Consider the following 16,279-nt stretch of genomic DNA (forward strand, 5'->3'; position numbering starts at 1 on the left):
ACAAGGTAAAAGACGGTTGTCTAATCCTCTACTGCAAATTGCTTGCCAATCGGAACCTCCATCACGCTGCTGCTGTCATGAAACAAAGAAAATAGAGGAATATCTGCATATCGAAAGCACAATGATTGCAGATAAAACAGAATCATTATGTAGAGGCAAACCCCGCTGGTGCCTTGTAGAGAAGGTATTTATTAAACTGGGCATAGCGCGTTTTTATGGTGCCCCTTTCGGCCTGATTTAGTTTCAGCCATACCTGTTATTTTTTTGCACAAAAATAGTGCGCATTCCCCATTTTAGCTCGCGTTCAATTTCCCTCGGGTACTCTTCCTCTCTGCGTATATGTAGCACCCAAGGGAATTTATTGAACTGGCACGCTTCGTGCTTAATAGATATTGATCAATCCCACTTATGAATTGGTCATTCAGTTTGGTAGAAGCTGTCAGGGTTCCTTTCACCCAGGTCATTGCCAGACACGCACGCGTTTTATCCATAGTGATGGAACGCAGGGGCGTGTTCAGGTGTAATGACACTTCACGTTGTCCGCACTTTTGTACTCGTCCCTCTATAACAACATGTGCCGCTAGGCCACTACGGTGTGAGGTGATGAGGATGAGTCTTTTGCGTCAGGGAATTGCGCCTTCGATTATGGCGATATGCATGTGCTTTGCGTCTGCGGCGCATGCCACGGACAAGATCAACTTCCAGCTGGACTGGCTGGCGGGTGGTGATAAAGCACCTGTCTATGTTGGTATTGCCAAAGGTTTTTTTGCCAAGCAAGACCTTGATGTGTCGGTAACACCGGGCAGTGGTTCCAATGATGCGCTGACCCGAATTGCCAGTGGCCGCGCAGATATTGGCTTGACCGATATTACAGCGCTCATGGTAGCGCGGGCGCGCGCAGACTTGCCGGTCAAGGCATTTTTATCTGTTTTTACCCAGGCACCACACGCCTTCTATGTACGTGAAGATAGTCCGATCAAAAACATCAACGATTTAAAGGGCAAGAAGTTAGCCACTGCCACCAATACTTCATCGAATTATTTTCTACCCCTGGTACTTACGAAAAATGGCATTGATCCCTCCAGTATTCATCTGGTGAATACTGATCCTAATGCACAGGCGGGATTATTGATTACAAAGCAAGTGGATGGTGTTATCACCTGGGTAACCGACTACGCCACCTACGAGCAGGCAGCCAAAGAAGCAGGTACTGGTGTACGCATGATGCCATGGTACAACTATGGCCTTGAAACCTACGCGACCAGTGTGATCGCCAATCAAGCCTACCTTGATGCCCATCCTGATGTAATCAAGCGTTTCTCCACGGCCTACCTGCAATCTATCGAATACACCTTTGCACACCCTCATGAAGCGGCAGAAGCCGTTCATTCCATCGTGCCTGAAGTGGATGAGGCCACCGCCGAAGAGACCATCAACCGGATTCGCCCGCTGGTCTATAACGACATCAGTCAGCGCGACGGCCTGGGCAAGTTTACGCCTGCCTATCTGAAATCGACCTGGCAGCTAACAGCCAAAAGCCAAGGTATCGAAGAGGAGAGTTACGACCCTCTGAGTACGGTGGATGCCCGTTATCTGACGAAGTCAGCGGAAGCACCGGCAACAAAGTAGCGCTAATGGAGTAGAAGCGGCAGGCGACGTGGTGTTGTCCGGCATTGCTCCCAATAATTCATGGCATAACAACGTTATTTATTGGAGAACATAATGGCGACTATGAAAGAACTTGAACTTGAAAGCACCATGGGCGGTCAAGGGCGTGAACAGGCTCGTGATATTCCTGTTATTGATCTGAGCGATTTCGAGAACCGGCGTGAAGAGATTACCCATGCGCTATGGCAAGCCGCAACCGAGGTTGGCTTCTTCCAGTTAGCCAATCACGGTATTCCCATTGCTGAACTGCATCAGGCGTTTGATCTCTCACAAGCCTTCTTTTCTCTCCCTGAAAGTGAAAAGCGGAAATTTGCGCTACAGAAGGGGCAAAACGTCGGCTGGGAGTTCAAATCGCAGGTGCGTCCTTCCACCCATACCCCGGATCAGAAGGAATCCTTTCAGGTCACGCTGTCACGCATGCAAGGGTATTGGCCGGATCAGTTGGTCTTGCCTGAGTTTCAGCGCGTGATGCTTGATTTCGAATACAAGGCGTGGGCATTGGGTATGCAAGTATTGTCCTGCTTCGCGACCCGTATTGGCTTCGATAAGGAATTTTTCACACGCGCACATGATCGCTCTTCTCCTGAATACCAGAGCACTCTACGTCTGATTCACTATCTGCCCGTCAATGAAGAGATAGCGAAGGACCCCACATTGTGGCGTGCTGGCGCGCACACGGACTTCGATTGCCTGACGATGGTCTTCCAGCGGGAAGGACAAGGAGGGCTACAAGTGTGTCCGGGCAATGACGCCGATGCCAATGGTGAAGGCCCCGCCTGGACCAGCGTGGCTGCCCATGATGATCTGATCACCTGCAATATTGGCGATATGCTGATGCGCTGGAGCGATGACAAGCTGAAATCCACCCTGCATCGGGTACGAATGCCAGCGCCTGAAGATGCCACCAAGCCCCGTTTCAGCACCGTATTTTTCTGCCAGGCCAACCGTGACCAGATTGTACAAGGGCCGGAACACAAGTATGAGCCGATCACAGCCGCCGATTACCTACAGCAACGCATTGAAGCCAACTACGGCAAAAAACAGGGGCAAAAGATAGCGGCATCATTATAAAAACAGGCCCAGGATGACAGACAGATGAATTACCTCATACGTAATGCAGTAGGTGTGGTATCACCCGCGAGCCTGAATGCTACGGATATTCGTATCCGTGCTGGCAAAATCGCTGACATTGGTTGCCAGCTGGACATCCGGCCGGATGAAACCGTGATTGATGGACGCGGGTGCGTGGTATGGCCTGGGTTGGTCAGCACCCATCACCATCTTGCCCAGTCATTGCTGAAGGGCGTGCCCGCAGGCATCAATGAGCCTCTGGGCGAATGGTTAAAGGCAGTGCCCTGGCGCTTCTGGCCGCACTTTACGCCCACCATGATGTATCACGCTGCGCGCCTGGGGCTGTATGAAATGCTGCTTTCAGGGGTCACCACCTGCGCAGACCATCACTATCTCTATCACAGGGATACATCGCCCGAGCTGGAAGAGGCCGTATGGCAGGCAGCGGAGGAGATAGGTATCCGCTTTGCCTTGTGCCGTGGCTTTGCCATTGAAGCTGGCTCCCACAAGGGGATGCAGGGGCTTCATGTGGAGCCGGAGTCCATCGAGCTTGTGATTGACAGGCTTGAAGCGACACGTAAGCGCCATCACGACCCGGCGAGCGATGCCATGGCACGGTTAGTGGTTGCACCCACCAGCCTGGTGCACTCAAGCGGGCCGGAAGCACTGCGGATATTGAGCGACTACGCCCGCGGCAATGGCTTGCGTCGCCACTCCCATCTGCTTGAAGTTGGCTTCGACGAACAGCAGGCCCAGGCCAAATACGGTATGCCAGCTATTGATTACGCCGCGAGTAATGGCTGGTTGGGTAACGATATCTGGTTTGCCCATCTGGTGCACAGTGATCGCCATACTATTAACCAATTGGCTGCGAGCGGCACCGGCATCGGTCACTGTCCTACCTCAAACTGCCGGCTTGGCAGTGGTATCGCTCCCTTGCGCGCCATGGCTGATGCTGGTGTCCCTATTAGCCTTGGCGTTGATGGATCGGCTTCTTCCGAGTCGGCCTCCATGCTCCAGGAGCTGAACATGTGCTGGTTGATCCACCGCGCTATTGGTGGCCCGCAGGCAACAAGAGCGGAAGAGGTTCTGGGATGGGGCAGTGCCGGAGGCGCCAGCATTCTTGGCCTGGAGAATGTCGGTACTCTCGAAGTAGGCAAGGCAGCGGATATGGTGCTTTTTGACATAGATACACCTCGTCATAGTGCTGTTCATACGCCATTAATGGCACCACTGATGTGTGGAGAACCGACGACGGTAAAACACAGCTTTGTAAATGGGCGCCAGGTCGTGGCCGACGGCAATGTGGTGGGAGTCGATGACGAAAGGCTGATACATGAAGTGAAGGAGAGCATCGCGTTACTACTGAAACACCAATGAATCCCGACAGTCCTGTGCACAAGCTACAGCGCCTCTGACCAGTCAAGCGGGGAGCTTCAACCCGTCATTCGCGACTAAAATCAGCTTCCTGCGTACCGCTCTCCAAGGGGAGTGGCTCCATGGATCACCGGTTTTAGTGGGGTGGCTCCCTTCCCGCTAATGGCTAGCTCCTTCCCTGCGACGCTTTGATCGCCGGTCAGCTTAATGCGCTGGCAAGGTGCATATTGGTGTGCCTGAGCACTCTTTCGGGACATTTTGGTGCAGTTGCTTCACATTATCGGCGTATTAAGCCTGTTTCTTCTGGCATGTAATTTGCCTTACTAATCGTAGGCATCCAGGGAACTAGCCAGATGGCGGGTAACGGCTAGTGACTGGCAACACATGCAAGAGATGGAAGAAGCGCAGCGATGAGCAACGAATACGAGCACGAGCCTGTTCCGCAATCAGCCAGACGCAGTCTGTTCTCCGTCGCTGCGGTGTGGGCGGGGTTCCCCATGGTCATGATTGGCGCCTTTGTCGGCGGCCAGGTGGTGAGTGGGCTGGGGTTTGCACGCGGGATGCTGGTGATCGTACTAGGTAACCTGGTGCTGGCTGCCTATGTCGCGTTCCTGAGTGCATTGGCGGCCAAGGAGGGAAAAACCTTTGGTTTAAGTGCCAAACGGCTGTTTGGTCACTCGGGAGCCAAGCTCGTCTCGATTCTTCTGTCAGGATTGGTCGTGGGGTGGTTTGCGGTCCAGACGGGGCTGGCTGGGCGCGGAGTCACCGAACTGACAGGATTGCCTGCTGCCCCTGCGATTATTGTCATCGGCGTGATATTCATGCTGATGACGTTAGCCGGAATGCGCATGCTCAAACCGTTGAGTATCGTCTCGATCCTGCTGTTTGCCTGTGTCGCGGTGATCAGCATGGTGACCAATTTCACCCACGCCAGTTGGGGCCAGGTGATTCACTTCCAGGGCTCCTCCACCAACATGCTCTCGCTGGGAGCCGGTTTGACCATGGCGATCTCTTCCTTTATCGACTCGGGCACCCTGACCGCTGACTTCACTCGCTGGTCGAAAACGCCACGCCAGGCGGTGCTGGCATCACTCTGCGCCTTCCCTATCGGCAATATGATTCCAATGCTGCTAGGCGGCATCGTGGCTGCCAGCGGTACGGCAACAGATGGTGACTTTTCCCACCTGCTCGGGCAATGGGGCCCGTTGATGGGCAGCTTCGGCGCGCTTTTCTTTGTGATCAACTGCTCATCGGTAGCGGTACACGGGCTTTATAACGCCACCGCGGGTTGGAGTGCGTTGCTGCCGCTGAACTTCCGTCCAATGACGCTCATGCTGGGCCTTATTGGTATTCTGCTGGCAACAGCGGGCATCACCGAGTGGCTGACCAATTGGCTGGCGCTGCTGGGGATTGTGGTGCCGGGGATCGGTGGCGCGATTATCGGCTGGATGGTGAGCGGTCACTCCGAAGCGGCACCCAGGCGCCTTCTGCTGGCCTGGCTGATCTCCATCCTCTGCGGTAGCTGTGCCAACCTCTGGTGGCCGGGAGCAAGTGTCGCGCTGGTCTCGATAGTTTCCGCGCTGGCCGTCTCCTGGATCAGTCTAAAGGTAGGCCAGAACGCCGTCAGGTGGGAACACGCCTGATGGCGGGGCAAGGATGGCTGCAACATATTGAACACCACCATCGCTACCGCTATCGCAGTCCTGCGCAAATCAGCAAACAGCGCTGGCCGAATGGCAAGGGGCTGGCGTTATATGTGGCGATGAATCTTGAGCACTTTGCGTTCGGCAACAGTGAAGGCGCCAAAATCGCCCCCTCCAATCAACTGGATGTGCTCAACTATGCGTGGCGCGACTACGGCAATAGGGTAGGCGCCTGGCATCTCGTCGATCTCTTCAAGCGCCTGAACATTCCCCCCGCGCTGCTCTGCAATACCTCGCTGCTCGACTATTGTCCCGAACTGGTCGATGCCTGGCTGGCATGTGAAGGCAGCGAGTTGATTGGTCACGGCCATACCAATTCCGAGCGCCAAGGGGAGCTTGAGGAGTCAGAAGAGAGCGATATGGTGCGCTACTGCCGCCATCGCTTGCAGACCTGGTCAGGACAGAATATTCGCGGCTGGCTATCGCCCTGGATATCGGAAAGTACCGCGACTCCGGAGCTACTGGCCCGGCACGGCTATGGTTACACCCTGAATTGGGCTCACGATGACATGCCGAGTGTTTTTCATACCCGCGAAGGTGAGTTGATCTCCGTTCCTTACCCTCAGGAAATCAACGATATCCCTACTATTGTGCCCAATGGCGCAAGTATCGAGACATTCTGCGCGATGATCGAGGGGCAGTTCGCAGAGTTGCTCGAACGCAGCCAGCACACCCCCCAGGTCATGGGCATTGCCCTCCACCCCTATATTGTCGGCCAGCCATTTCGCTTCCACCTGCTGAAGAAAACCCTGGCCCGTATTCTCGAACAGCGCGATCAGATCTGGCTGACCACACCGGGCAAAATTGCCGAGCATTTTCAGGCTTAACGTCCGCTGTGTTGATGATCGTTAGGCTGGAGAGCTGGGAAGTCGGCCAGACTATTCGCAATGGCTCGATACGCAGCCTAGACAACGCTGATCCGACTACTCCGCCACCCACCACTCTACCGTCGATCGCCCTGAGTAGAGCGTTGCCAGTTGTTCGCCTGTCTCGGCCAATAGCTGATCGAGCTGCCAGGGTGGGTTGAGCACCAGCATGCCTGAACCGTACATGCCGCGGGTCTGTTCGGGGTCACCATATATCAGCTCGCTGCGAAGCACCTTGCGCACTCCGCTGGCGCGTACTGCGTCGAGCAGCTCTAGATGACGCTGCGCCGCCAGCAGGGGATACCAGATCGCCACTACCGCATGGCGCACCTTGTCGGCGATACGCTTGAGCGTCTCCGCCACTGCCAGATAATCACTTTTCACTTCGTAGGAAGGGTCAATCAGCACGCACAGGCGTGGCGTAGCCACCGGCAGATGTTGAAGCAGGGTAGCGGGGCCGTCGCCAAAGTGACGCCGCCCACCTGGGGGTAGCTGCTGATCGAACTGCTGAAGGTGTTGATGCTCGCCGGGGTGCAATTCGTAAAGCTCCAGACGATCACCACTGCGCATCGCCTGAGCCAGCCACCAGGGCGATCCTGCATAGCATTGCAGACGCTCGTCAGGATTGAGCGTAACCAGCTGTGGATAAGATGCTGCGGTGGAAAACTCTCGCGGCGCTGCCATAGCGGCTGAATGCCCTCCAGAAACTCACCGCCACGCTGGGTTTCTGCGCTATCCAGAGGATAAATACCGCGCCCTGCATGGGTATCTACCCAGGTAATGGCCGATTTCTTTTCCCGCAACCGTTGTGTCAGCGCAAACAGCGTCAGGTGCTTATGCACATCGGCGATATTGCCCGCATGGTAGGCGTGTTGGTAAGCAAGCATTCAGCATCTCATACGGGCGCTACGCGCCGTTGGTATAAAGCGGTGCGCTTGTGTAGCGCACCAAAGTGATTATTGTCCCGGAATATTCTGACCGGGCACCGTCTGATCGGGAATCTGCTGGCCGGAAGGATCTCGTTGGCCATCGGGGTCACGCTGCCCAGGCACATACTGCTCAGCCGATATCTGCCCCTGAATGACCTGATCGCGATATTGCGGTGGCACCAGGGTAATGGTTACACGACGGTTTTTCTGGCGACCGGCACTGGTGGCGTTGGACGCGACGAAGTTGGTCTCGCCCTTGCCTTCGATGTGCAGCCGCTTGTAGGGAATACCGCCTTCGGTCAGATAGTTGGCAACCGCCTGGGCGCGCAGCTGTGACAGCTGCTGATTGTATTTGGCGCTCCCTGTACTGTCGGTATAGCCCGTGACCAGCACCTGGGTATCCGGGAAGTCGCTAAGCGATGAGGCAACCTTGCCAAGCACCGGCTTGACACTATCGGAGAGTGTGCTGGAGTCGTTGCCAAACAGCAGGGCGTTGGGAATTTCCAGACGCACGGTGGTCGCTGTACGAATAACCTGAGCGCCGCTGCCAGCGACGCCTTCGCGCAGTTGATTCGCCTGCTGATCGAGCACGCGCGCCCCCTGTGTTGCCGACGCCTGGTTATCAGCAGGAGCCGCCACCGCGGCGTGCCCGGTGACAGCACTCAGCATTATCGCCATGGAGACTGCGAGACCGCGTTGCATTAACCGTACCTTGTTCATCACGACATCCTTATCGACTGTCATCGAATACGTTCAGCGATTATGACGTTAACGCCTGCTGCCCGCCAGATTTCCGCTGAAAAGCTGACAAGCGAAGTAGCGCGCTTCACCGAATACCTGCCTCAGGCCGCACTGCCATGGTGCTTACGCGGGCGGCTCAATATCAGCCAACACATCATTCAGAAATGCCAGCCCCTTGTCGCTGGTCGCTATCCGCTGATTCAGGGTAAGTAGACCGCGCTGGCGCACTCGGGCGGTGGCACGCTCAAGGGCTTCCAGAGATAGACCCGTGCGCGCCGACCATAGTTCAGTTTCGACGCCCTCAACCAGACGCAGCGCATTGAGCAGAAACTCAAGACCGATCTCATCATCGCCAATCACCTGCTGACCCGCCACATAACCGCGTGGGTCAGCGCGCCTGCGCAAATAGGCATCGGGCTGTCGGCTTTTCCAGCGCCGCAGCGCACTCAGCCGGCCATTGTCGGTGCGCGTGACCTTGCCATGAGCGCCCGCGCCAATCCCCAGATAGTCACCGAACTGCCAGTAGTTCAGGTTGTGGCGTGAGCGCTGCGCAGGCGAGCGCGCATAGGCAGAAATTTCATAACGTTCGAAGCCCGCCTGCTTCAAGCGTTCATGCCCTTCATCCTGAATATCAAACAGCGTCTCCTCCTCCGGCAACCGCGGCGGATGGGAGTAAAACTCGGTATTTGGCTCAAGCGTGAGCTGATACCAGGAGAGGTGCGCAGGTGCCAGCGACAGCGCTCGCTCAATGTCCGCCAGCGCATCGCTGACACGCTGGCCCGGCAGGCCGTGCATGATATCAATGTTGAAATTATCGAAGCCCGCGCTACGGGCCGCCAGTACCGCTTGCTCGGCGTCATCGCCGCTATGAATGCGCCCCAGCGTGGTCAGGTGAGCATCGTTGAAGCTTTGAATACCTAGCGACAGGCGGTTGATGCCTGCCTCGCGGAATCCGTCAAAGCGGCTGCGCTCGACGGTGCCAGGATTGGCTTCAAGAGTAATTTCGATATCAGGCGTGAAGGGAATCCGAGCGCGAATTTCGCTGAAAAGACGCTGGAAGACCGCCGGAGAGAGCAGGCTGGGCGTACCGCCGCCAATAAAGATCGAGTGCAGCGGACGCGCCTCTACCATGGCGAGATCCTGCGCCAGATCATCAATCAGCGCATCAATATACGCATCCTCGGGCAGCTCGGCATTGTGCCCAACGCCGTGAGAATTGAAGTCACAGTAAGGGCACTTGCGCACGCACCACGGCACATGAATGTAGAGCGAAAGCGGCGGTAGGGCGGTCATTACAGCGCTCGTAGCTCTTCAACCAGCGCCGCTACCGCACGACCACGGTGGGAGAGGCGGTTTTTCTCCGATGCCGGCAGCTCAGCAACACTCATCTCGCGGTCGCGCAGCCAGAACAGCGAATCATACCCAAAGCCACCTTCCCCGCGTGGCAGCGATAGAATGTCACCCCGCCATTCGCGCTGAACGATCAGCGGTGCAGGGTCATCGGCGTGACGCAAATAGACCAGCGCACACCAGTAGCGCGCGCCCCGCAACCCTTCCGGCACCTCTGACAGCGCATCCAGCAGTTTGCGGTTATTGGCTCGATCATCACTGGGCTGGCCTGCATAGCGCGCTGAATAAATGCCGGGCGCTCCATTCAACGCATCAACGGCCAGCCCCGAGTCATCGGCTAGCGCCGCCTTGCCGCTGGCCCGTGCGGCAGCGCGTGCCTTGATCAGGGCGTTTTCGACAAAGGTGAGGCCGGTTTCTTCGACATCGTACACACCATAGTCGGCTTGCGAGCTGAGCTGTACGCCCAGCGGGGTCAGCAGCTCTCCAAACTCACGCAATTTACCGGGATTGGCGCTCGCCAGCACCACTTCAATGGATGACATTCGACATACTTCCTATAGATATATGGTGGGCCGTGACGCCGCTATGGCAGACAGGGGCTGGAAACAACCAACATGATAAAGCGATCCCAGCCCCATGACGCGCTTTTCTCGACACGACAACGCCCTGCAAAAAGCAGGGCGTTTAGCGTTTGCCACTTTCGCTGCACGCTAGTTGAGGCGCAAATGCTCGCGAATCAGATTGACCAGCGTTTCGTTGGCATCCGGCGCGTCGGTATCGATCTGGATCAAATGCGTGCGCTCTTCTCCCTCAAAAGGCTCGAAGGCGCGCTGCTGGTAGGCTAATAGCTCGGCCACCAGCGCCGGATCCTGACCGCGTTTTTGTGAGCGATGCTCAAGACGAGCCTTGAGCGTTTCATCGCTCGCCTTGAACTGCACCATCACCAGCGCCAGTCCGCGATAGCGCGCTTCATTGCTGAGCAGTTCGCGCTGCTCGCGGGTCAGGCAAGAGGCATCAATATAGACCGGATAGCACGCTTCAAGCAGCGCACCGGTAATGCGCGCCATACGCTGGTAGGTCAGGCGGGTCATTTCAGCGGAGAACTTGTCGAGGGCCGGCAGCCCTTCAATTTCACGCTGGCGCATCAAACGCTCACGCTCGGCACTGGAACGCACGCGAATACCCGCCAGTTCACGCATCGCTGAGCGGGTGAAACGGCTTTTGCCGGAACCCGTCACACCGACGCCCAGCAGCAGGTAAGGCACGCGGAATTCGTAGATATAGACGATGGCTTCAATATAGCCTTTGAGCGCTTCAGGGTGGTCAACCACATTGAGCGCGCGCATCAGCGTAAAGAGGACAGCGGCATAGTCAAACAGCCGCATCATCTCGAAGTCGCCGCACCCTTCCAGATAGTGATCGACCACCTCGTTGGCCAGCGATAGTCCATCCAGCGTCAGAATATCGCAGCACAACGATACCAGTTCGAGACAGACATCCCCTTCGACGACCTCACCCACGGGGCGCTGCAAGCCTTGCTGCTGGCGTTTTTCAAGCGCCGGCTGCATGCGTGCATAGGCTTCACTGGCCCAATACTCAAGCTGCTGAAGCTCTTCGTCATAGGGCGCGCAGGCCGGATTGCTGCGCAGGCTGGCAATAGCGGCCAGCATGGCCTGATCCAGACGCTGGAATTTAGGCGCAGCGCTGGCCGCCGGTGAATCACGACGCTCAAGCATGGTGTCACCAATCTCGTGACACAGCGCAATCATCTCATCATTGCTGAGGGTGTCTGCCTGCTCGATTAAAGACGCGTCGATCACCCCGTGAAGATGGAGCGCCTCGAACAAAGGCTTGCGGGAAGTCTGAGTCAAGATAAGGCTCCTGGCTTGAGCCAGCCGTTCAGCAACGGGTGGCGCGGTTGAAAATAGTGCAATGAAGCACCCTTGGGTACGAATAGTATCAAAGTGTTACTTGCTTGACTCGACTCTCGGCGTAAACCATTACGCTAGGGCGGCAAACGCTTTTTCTGCCGCATCCAGGGTGGCCTGAATCTCCTCATCCCCGTGCGCGCTCGACATAAACGCTGATTCATAGTTGGAAGGCGCTAGATATACGCCCTGATCCAGCATATGAGAGAAGAAACGTCGGAAGGCTTCAACATCACACGCGGTTGCTTCACTGAAATTGGTCACCTGCGCTTGATCGGTGAAGAAGATGCCGAACATGCCGCCTGCCTGATGGGTCAGCAGCGGAATGCCCACTGCTTTGGCCCGCGCTTCAAGCCCTTCACACAGTTGAGTGACGCGATTTGATAGCGCCTCGTGGAAACCGGGTTCACGCACCTTGCTTAACAGGGCAACGCCCGCCGCCATCGCCAGCGGATTTCCGGCCAGAGTGCCAGCCTGATAGACAGGCCCCAGCGGAGAGATCTTCTCCATGATATGGCGCTTGCCGCCAAACGCCCCTACCGGCATGCCGCCACCCACGATCTTGCCCAGACAGGTCAGGTCCGGCGTGATGCCGTAGTGCGCCTGAGCGCCTCCCAGGGCTACACGAAAGCCGGTCATTACCTCGTCGAAGATCAGCACCGCGCCGCTGTCGTCACAGACTTCACGCAGCGCCTCAAGAAAGCCTTCCTGCGGCGGAATACAGTTCATGTTGCCCGCAACCGGCTCGACGATAATGCAGGCGATTTCGTGGCCGCGCTCGGCAAACAGGCGACGCACCGCGTCGATATCATTGTAGGGCGCGGTCAAGGTGTGTTCGGCCAGCGAAGCAGGCACGCCGGGGGAGCTTGGCTCGCCCTGTGTCAGTGCGCCTGATCCCGCCTTGACCAGCAGCGAATCGACGTGACCGTGATAGCAGCCTTCAAATTTCAGAATCTTGTCACGGCCAGTGTAGCCGCGCGCCAGACGAATCGCCGACATGGTAGCTTCGGTGCCAGAGTTGACCATGCGCACCATCTCAATCGACGGAATAATCTCGCAGATAAGATCCGCCATGGTGGTTTCAAGCGCTGTCGGGGTGCCGAATGACAGCCCCGCTTCAAGGCGCTGGCGCACGGCATTCAGCACGTCAGGGTCAGCATGGCCGGTAATCATCGGCCCCCATGACCCCACGTAATCAATGTAGCTTTTGCCTTCAACATCGTGGATGTAAGCGCCTTTACCGCGCTCGATGAAGATCGGCGCACGATCAATACCGGTAAAGGCACGCACCGGAGAGTTCACACCGCCGGGAATGTGACGCTGAGCGAGATCAAATAGCTGTTGTGAGGTGGTCATGACAATATCCTGGAAAAGAAGACAGCATCCATGTGCTGGTAGCCGTGTTGGTCAGTAGGGCAACTCGCAGCCGACCATCAATATGCGACTAGTCTGACACAGCTTGGCGAAGTCGAAAAACCGCTTGTGTGGGGTCGGTTGCGCCAAATACCGAGTGAACGACAGCCGCCAGGTCCGCGCCTGCCTCCATCACTTGCCTGATATTGCCAGCCTCGATCCCGCCAATGGCGACAACAGGAAGGTGCCATTGGCGCGCTTCGCGCAGCAGTGTCAGAGGAGCAGGGGGCGCATCCGGTTTGGTGCGTGAAGGAAAGAAGCGCCCAAAGGCGATGTAGCTGGCACCTTCCTCGACCGCCTGAGCTGCGCTGGCAAGGCTGTCGTGACAGGTGGCTCCAATAATGGCGGAAGCGCCCAATCGCGCCCGTGCCGCCGCAATCGAGCCATCTTCCCGGCCTAAATGCACACCGGCGCCTACCGCTTCTGCCAGAGCAACGTCGTCGTTGATAATCAGGGGCGTCGCATACTGCTCGCACAGCCGCCCAAGGCACTGCGCCTGGCGCAAACGACGCTGCTGGTCGGAGGATTTATCACGGTATTGCAGCAGTGCAATCCCCCCTTCCAGCGCAGCAGCCACGCGGGCAAATAGCGTGTCATCATCCGGCATCAGCCCCGCATCGGTAATCGCGTAGATGCCGCGCTGCCAGCCTGAGTTATTCATCGCCTTCATTTCCTTGATAGAAGTTACCGTGCCACCGGTCAGGCAAGTATTGGCCCTTTCCCAACCGCTGCGCATGTTTCAGCGCGTGCCAGGTATAGCGCTGAGCGCGCTCACAGGCATCGGCCAGCGAATGACCAAGCGCCAGTTCCAGCGCAATCCGCGCGGCCAGTGTACAGCCAGAGCCGTGATAGCTGCCCGGCAAGCGCGGCCAGCACCATTCACGCACTGGGTGCCCCTGCTGATAGAGACGGTGCACCACCCTGTCACCTGTAGGTGCTTCATCAGGCAATGGGTCGGTTCCCGTGACCAGTACCGCAGTGCCTTCGGCACACAGTGCCAGCGCTCGCCGCTCATCGTTGGGCTGCTCGGGCACCAGCCGTGCAAGTTCGCTGCGGTTGGGCGTCACCAGCGTGGCCCTTGGCAGTAAAGACGCTCTCACTTCCGCCACCAGATCATGCTGGGCCAGCGCTGCACCACCGCCCGCCTTCAACACGGGGTCCACGACCACCGGCAGCGTTGCAAAGTCATCCAGCAGCGCGGCCACCGTTTGAGCACTGGCCTTGCTGGTCAGCAGCCCAATCTTGATCGCCTGGGGCGCAACATCAGCGGTGACGGTCAGCGCAGCCGCCCTTATATAGTCGGGCGCTACATCATAGACAGCGGTCACATTAATGGAATCCTGCACCGTCAGGGCCGTCGCCACGCTCAACGCCCACCCGCCACCGCTGCGAATCGCCTCCTGATCGGCCCCCAGGCCCGCGCCATGGGTAGGATCATGGCCTGCCAGCACCAGTACCACCGGCATCGTTGACGCGATCTCTGACATCCCGAACTTCCTCAAAAACGTCCTACATTCAGCAGCAAGCCAAGCGCATATCAATGGCAGCCAAACAGCGCCCGGCCTTTATCCAGTGCCTACCTGCATGGGCAGCTCGCTAGAACGGTCGCACGATCGCCAGCACCACAATGACGCCCATAAGGATGGGAGGAATCATGCTGAAGATTTTGTAGAAGAGACGCGGCTTGCCCTGGGTAGTACGCAGCTTGCGCATAAAGGCCTTGCTCATGTGGTGACAGCCAATCAGCAGAATCACCAGTACGATCTTGGCCCAGAACCAGGGCGCGCCCAGCACGTAGTGATATTTAAGAACCGCCAGCAACAAACCCAGCGCCAGGGTTACATACATGGCGGGATTCATGACCACGCGATAAAGCTGACGCTCCATCACCTCAAACCGGCGCGCACCTTGCTCATCTCCCTGACGCAGGGCAACTACGTGGTACTTGAACAGGCGAGGAAGGTAGAACAGCCCCGAAAACCACAAAAATGCGGCGATCAAGTGAAACGCCACTAGCCAAGCGATCATAACAGCTCCTTTTCGGCTACTACGGTTGTGCGTTATGGACAGCATCTGACGGCTGACCTAACACTTCTCATTATAGGAAGGTGCGATCACCTGAATAACCAGCTCTCGCAGCCTATCATTATTGCAAGACAAAGCGGGCGATCAGCCTTGCTGCCGGATTGAGTGAATATATTCACTGGCGGAAAGGATTTCCTCAACATGCCCCACCGCTACATCATTACACCCGACACAACACCACGAGTCAGGCCGCGAGTATGCCTTCTTTTCCCGACATCGCCGCCCTCTTGATCGAAATGGTACACTAGCACTCATCCATGCGGTGCCGCTGATCCTTTTGCCGTAGACGTTTTTACCGTAACGCAGAGGGGCGCAGTCACACATCGCTCTCCAGGCTTCACGCAATCAACCGTACCAACGGCGTTGCCAACAGGCCGTGAAATGACCCAATAGAACCTGCCACTGCCAGGCTTGCGCGACTCACTCAGTGAGAAGCGTTCACATAACCAGGCAAACAGCAGTAGCAGGTTGATACCAGGAGGCTCTTACCCATGAGTGGCGCCCAATCCTTCGTGCCGTCTCCGCTTTACCTGACCGAGAGTGCGGCCGCACGCGTGCGAACCCTCGCAGAAGCCGAGAATAACCCGAACCTGAAGCTGCGTGTTTATGTCACCGGTGGCGGTTGCTCTGGCTTTCAATATGGCTTCGATTTCAGCGAAGCCGTCGATGAAGAGGACACCATCGTAGAAAAAGATGGCGTCACTATGCTGATCGACCCGCTTAGCTATCAATATCTGGTCGGCTCTACCGTGGATTTCGAAGAAGGTCTGGCAGGTGCACGCTTTTTGATCAAAAATCCCAATGCCACCACTACCTGTGGCTGTGGCGCATCCTTCAGCGTCTGATATTTGCCCCCCTCCTTGCCAATGCCGTCGCGGGGTTTTCCTCCAGCGGCGGCATTGTCGTTTGTACTCCCTCCAACTGCTAAAAATCCCCTGTAAAGTAGTCTGCTTCCTTTCTCTTGCATCGCCATAACGATCGTCAACACCGCCGCATTACTCTCTTGAACAGCCAATCAATGCCCAGTTTGAGTGACGAAACCTGCATTTTCACATTTCATTCAGAAGAGACCGCATAGTCGCCTGAAAGCTGACAACCATGCGGGTTGCAGAGTCTTTTCCCGCCTTGATAGAGACATCGCTTTACTG

15 protein-coding genes and 1 pseudogene are annotated in these 16,279 nt (G+C 56.7%); 6 read left to right on the plus strand and 10 right to left on the minus strand.

The genetic code is table 11. The annotated features are described in order from the left end of the window. Nucleotides 1–609 precede the first annotated feature (609 nt). The 5 genes from L881_RS0108285 (at nt 610) to L881_RS13095 (ending at nt 6,646) form a co-directional block, all read left to right on the plus strand. Nucleotides 610–1,629: an ABC transporter substrate-binding protein gene (locus L881_RS0108285; protein ID WP_025733235.1), complete on the plus strand. Its 1,020-nt coding sequence runs from the start codon at nt 610–612 to the stop codon at nt 1,627–1,629. Nucleotides 1,630–1,722: 93 nt separating this feature from the next. Further along, entirely contained in the window at nt 1,723–2,739 is a 1,017-nt protein-coding gene (locus L881_RS0108290; RefSeq protein WP_025733236.1) for an isopenicillin N synthase family dioxygenase, read from the plus strand. A gap of 24 nt (nt 2,740–2,763) precedes the next feature. Beyond that, nucleotides 2,764–4,119 carry an amidohydrolase family protein gene (locus tag L881_RS0108295; RefSeq protein ID WP_025733237.1) on the plus strand — a complete coding sequence of 452 codons (1,356 nt, stop codon included), beginning with the start codon at nt 2,764–2,766 and terminating at the stop codon, nt 4,117–4,119. 407 nt (nt 4,120–4,526) lie between these two features. Then, nucleotides 4,527–5,759: a purine-cytosine permease family protein gene (locus L881_RS0108300; RefSeq protein ID WP_025733238.1), complete on the plus strand. Its 1,233-nt coding sequence runs from the start codon at nt 4,527–4,529 to the stop codon at nt 5,757–5,759. After that, the gene (locus tag L881_RS13095; protein WP_034578924.1) at nt 5,759–6,646 is read left to right on the plus strand and encodes a polysaccharide deacetylase family protein; all 888 of its coding nucleotides are present in this window, start codon (nt 5,759–5,761) and stop codon (nt 6,644–6,646) included. Before L881_RS0108300 ends, L881_RS13095 begins: the two co-directional genes overlap by 1 nt. Nucleotides 6,647–6,742: 96 nt before the next feature. Here the strand turns inward: L881_RS13095 and rlmJ are convergent, their stop codons facing one another. The 10 genes and pseudogenes from rlmJ to L881_RS0108350 all read right to left on the minus strand — a co-directional run bounded on the left by rlmJ (nt 6,743) and on the right by L881_RS0108350 (nt 15,074). Beyond that, nucleotides 6,743–7,369, minus strand: a complete 627-nt coding sequence (rlmJ, locus tag L881_RS13100) for a 23S rRNA (adenine(2030)-N(6))-methyltransferase RlmJ (RefSeq protein WP_245587961.1) — start codon at nt 7,367–7,369, stop codon at nt 6,743–6,745. A gap of 38 nt (nt 7,370–7,407) precedes the next feature. Then, nucleotides 7,408–7,572: pseudogene (locus tag L881_RS14125) on the minus strand (23S rRNA (adenine(2030)-N(6))-methyltransferase RlmJ); the annotation flags it as partial. Nucleotides 7,573–7,641: 69 nt separating this feature from the next. Beyond that, nucleotides 7,642–8,358: an OmpA family protein gene (locus tag L881_RS13440; protein WP_084055455.1), complete on the minus strand. Its 717-nt coding sequence runs from the start codon at nt 8,356–8,358 to the stop codon at nt 7,642–7,644. A 120-nt stretch (nt 8,359–8,478) separates the two neighbouring features. Next, the gene (gene hemW / locus L881_RS0108320) at nt 8,479–9,648 is read right to left on the minus strand and encodes a radical SAM family heme chaperone HemW (protein ID WP_025733240.1); all 1,170 of its coding nucleotides are present in this window, start codon (nt 9,646–9,648) and stop codon (nt 8,479–8,481) included. Next, nucleotides 9,648–10,247: an RdgB/HAM1 family non-canonical purine NTP pyrophosphatase gene (gene rdgB / locus L881_RS0108325; protein WP_025733241.1), complete on the minus strand. Its 600-nt coding sequence runs from the start codon at nt 10,245–10,247 to the stop codon at nt 9,648–9,650. Before rdgB ends, hemW begins: the two co-directional genes overlap by 1 nt. Before the next feature lie 168 nt (nt 10,248–10,415). After that, complete coding sequence (locus tag L881_RS13110) at nt 10,416–11,576, minus strand: P-loop nucleotide/nucleoside kinase family protein (RefSeq protein WP_025733242.1); 1,161 nt, start codon at nt 11,574–11,576, stop codon at nt 10,416–10,418. Between the two features lie 129 nt (nt 11,577–11,705). Further along, a complete protein-coding gene (gene hemL, locus L881_RS0108335; protein ID WP_025733243.1) occupies nt 11,706–12,989 on the minus strand; it encodes a glutamate-1-semialdehyde 2,1-aminomutase in 1,284 nt (427 codons plus the stop codon). 88 nt (nt 12,990–13,077) lie between these two features. After that, a complete protein-coding gene (thiE, locus tag L881_RS0108340) occupies nt 13,078–13,707 on the minus strand; it encodes a thiamine phosphate synthase (RefSeq protein WP_025733245.1) in 630 nt (209 codons plus the stop codon). Beyond that, nucleotides 13,700–14,533: a bifunctional hydroxymethylpyrimidine kinase/phosphomethylpyrimidine kinase gene (gene thiD / locus L881_RS0108345; RefSeq protein WP_051464845.1), complete on the minus strand. Its 834-nt coding sequence runs from the start codon at nt 14,531–14,533 to the stop codon at nt 13,700–13,702. Before thiD ends, thiE begins: the two co-directional genes overlap by 8 nt. 109 nt (nt 14,534–14,642) lie before the next feature. After that, a complete protein-coding gene (locus tag L881_RS0108350; protein ID WP_025733247.1) occupies nt 14,643–15,074 on the minus strand; it encodes a CopD family protein in 432 nt (143 codons plus the stop codon). 548 nt (nt 15,075–15,622) lie between these two features. Between L881_RS0108350 and erpA the strand changes: the two genes are divergently transcribed. Next, nucleotides 15,623–15,976, plus strand: a complete 354-nt coding sequence (gene erpA, locus L881_RS0108355) for an iron-sulfur cluster insertion protein ErpA (protein ID WP_025733248.1) — start codon at nt 15,623–15,625, stop codon at nt 15,974–15,976. Nucleotides 15,977–16,279 lie beyond the last annotated feature (303 nt).

This window comes from Carnimonas nigrificans ATCC BAA-78 (genome assembly GCF_000526695.1).
In the GTDB taxonomy this organism is placed as follows: domain Bacteria; phylum Pseudomonadota; class Gammaproteobacteria; order Pseudomonadales; family Halomonadaceae; genus Carnimonas; species Carnimonas nigrificans.

Coding starts and splice junctions, on each gene's coding strand:
- L881_RS0108285 (WP_025733235.1), top strand. CDS start 610: ATGAGTCTTTTGCGTCAGGGAATTGCGCCTTCGATTATGGCGATATGC.
- L881_RS0108290 (WP_025733236.1), top strand. CDS start 1,723: ATGGCGACTATGAAAGAACTTGAACTTGAAAGCACCATGGGCGGTCAA.
- L881_RS0108295 (WP_025733237.1), top strand. CDS start 2,764: ATGAATTACCTCATACGTAATGCAGTAGGTGTGGTATCACCCGCGAGC.
- L881_RS0108300 (WP_025733238.1), top strand. CDS start 4,527: ATGAGCAACGAATACGAGCACGAGCCTGTTCCGCAATCAGCCAGACGC.
- L881_RS13095 (WP_034578924.1), top strand. CDS start 5,759: ATGGCGGGGCAAGGATGGCTGCAACATATTGAACACCACCATCGCTAC.
- rlmJ (WP_245587961.1), bottom strand. CDS start 7,369: ATGGCAGCGCCGCGAGAGTTTTCCACCGCAGCATCTTATCCACAGCTG.
- L881_RS13440 (WP_084055455.1), bottom strand. CDS start 8,358: ATGACAGTCGATAAGGATGTCGTGATGAACAAGGTACGGTTAATGCAA.
- hemW (WP_025733240.1), bottom strand. CDS start 9,648: ATGACCGCCCTACCGCCGCTTTCGCTCTACATTCATGTGCCGTGGTGC.
- rdgB (WP_025733241.1), bottom strand. CDS start 10,247: ATGTCATCCATTGAAGTGGTGCTGGCGAGCGCCAATCCCGGTAAATTG.
- hemL (WP_025733243.1), bottom strand. CDS start 12,989: ATGACCACCTCACAACAGCTATTTGATCTCGCTCAGCGTCACATTCCC.
- thiE (WP_025733245.1), bottom strand. CDS start 13,707: ATGAATAACTCAGGCTGGCAGCGCGGCATCTACGCGATTACCGATGCG.
- thiD (WP_051464845.1), bottom strand. CDS start 14,533: ATGTCAGAGATCGCGTCAACGATGCCGGTGGTACTGGTGCTGGCAGGC.
- L881_RS0108350 (WP_025733247.1), bottom strand. CDS start 15,074: ATGATCGCTTGGCTAGTGGCGTTTCACTTGATCGCCGCATTTTTGTGG.
- erpA (WP_025733248.1), top strand. CDS start 15,623: ATGAGTGGCGCCCAATCCTTCGTGCCGTCTCCGCTTTACCTGACCGAG.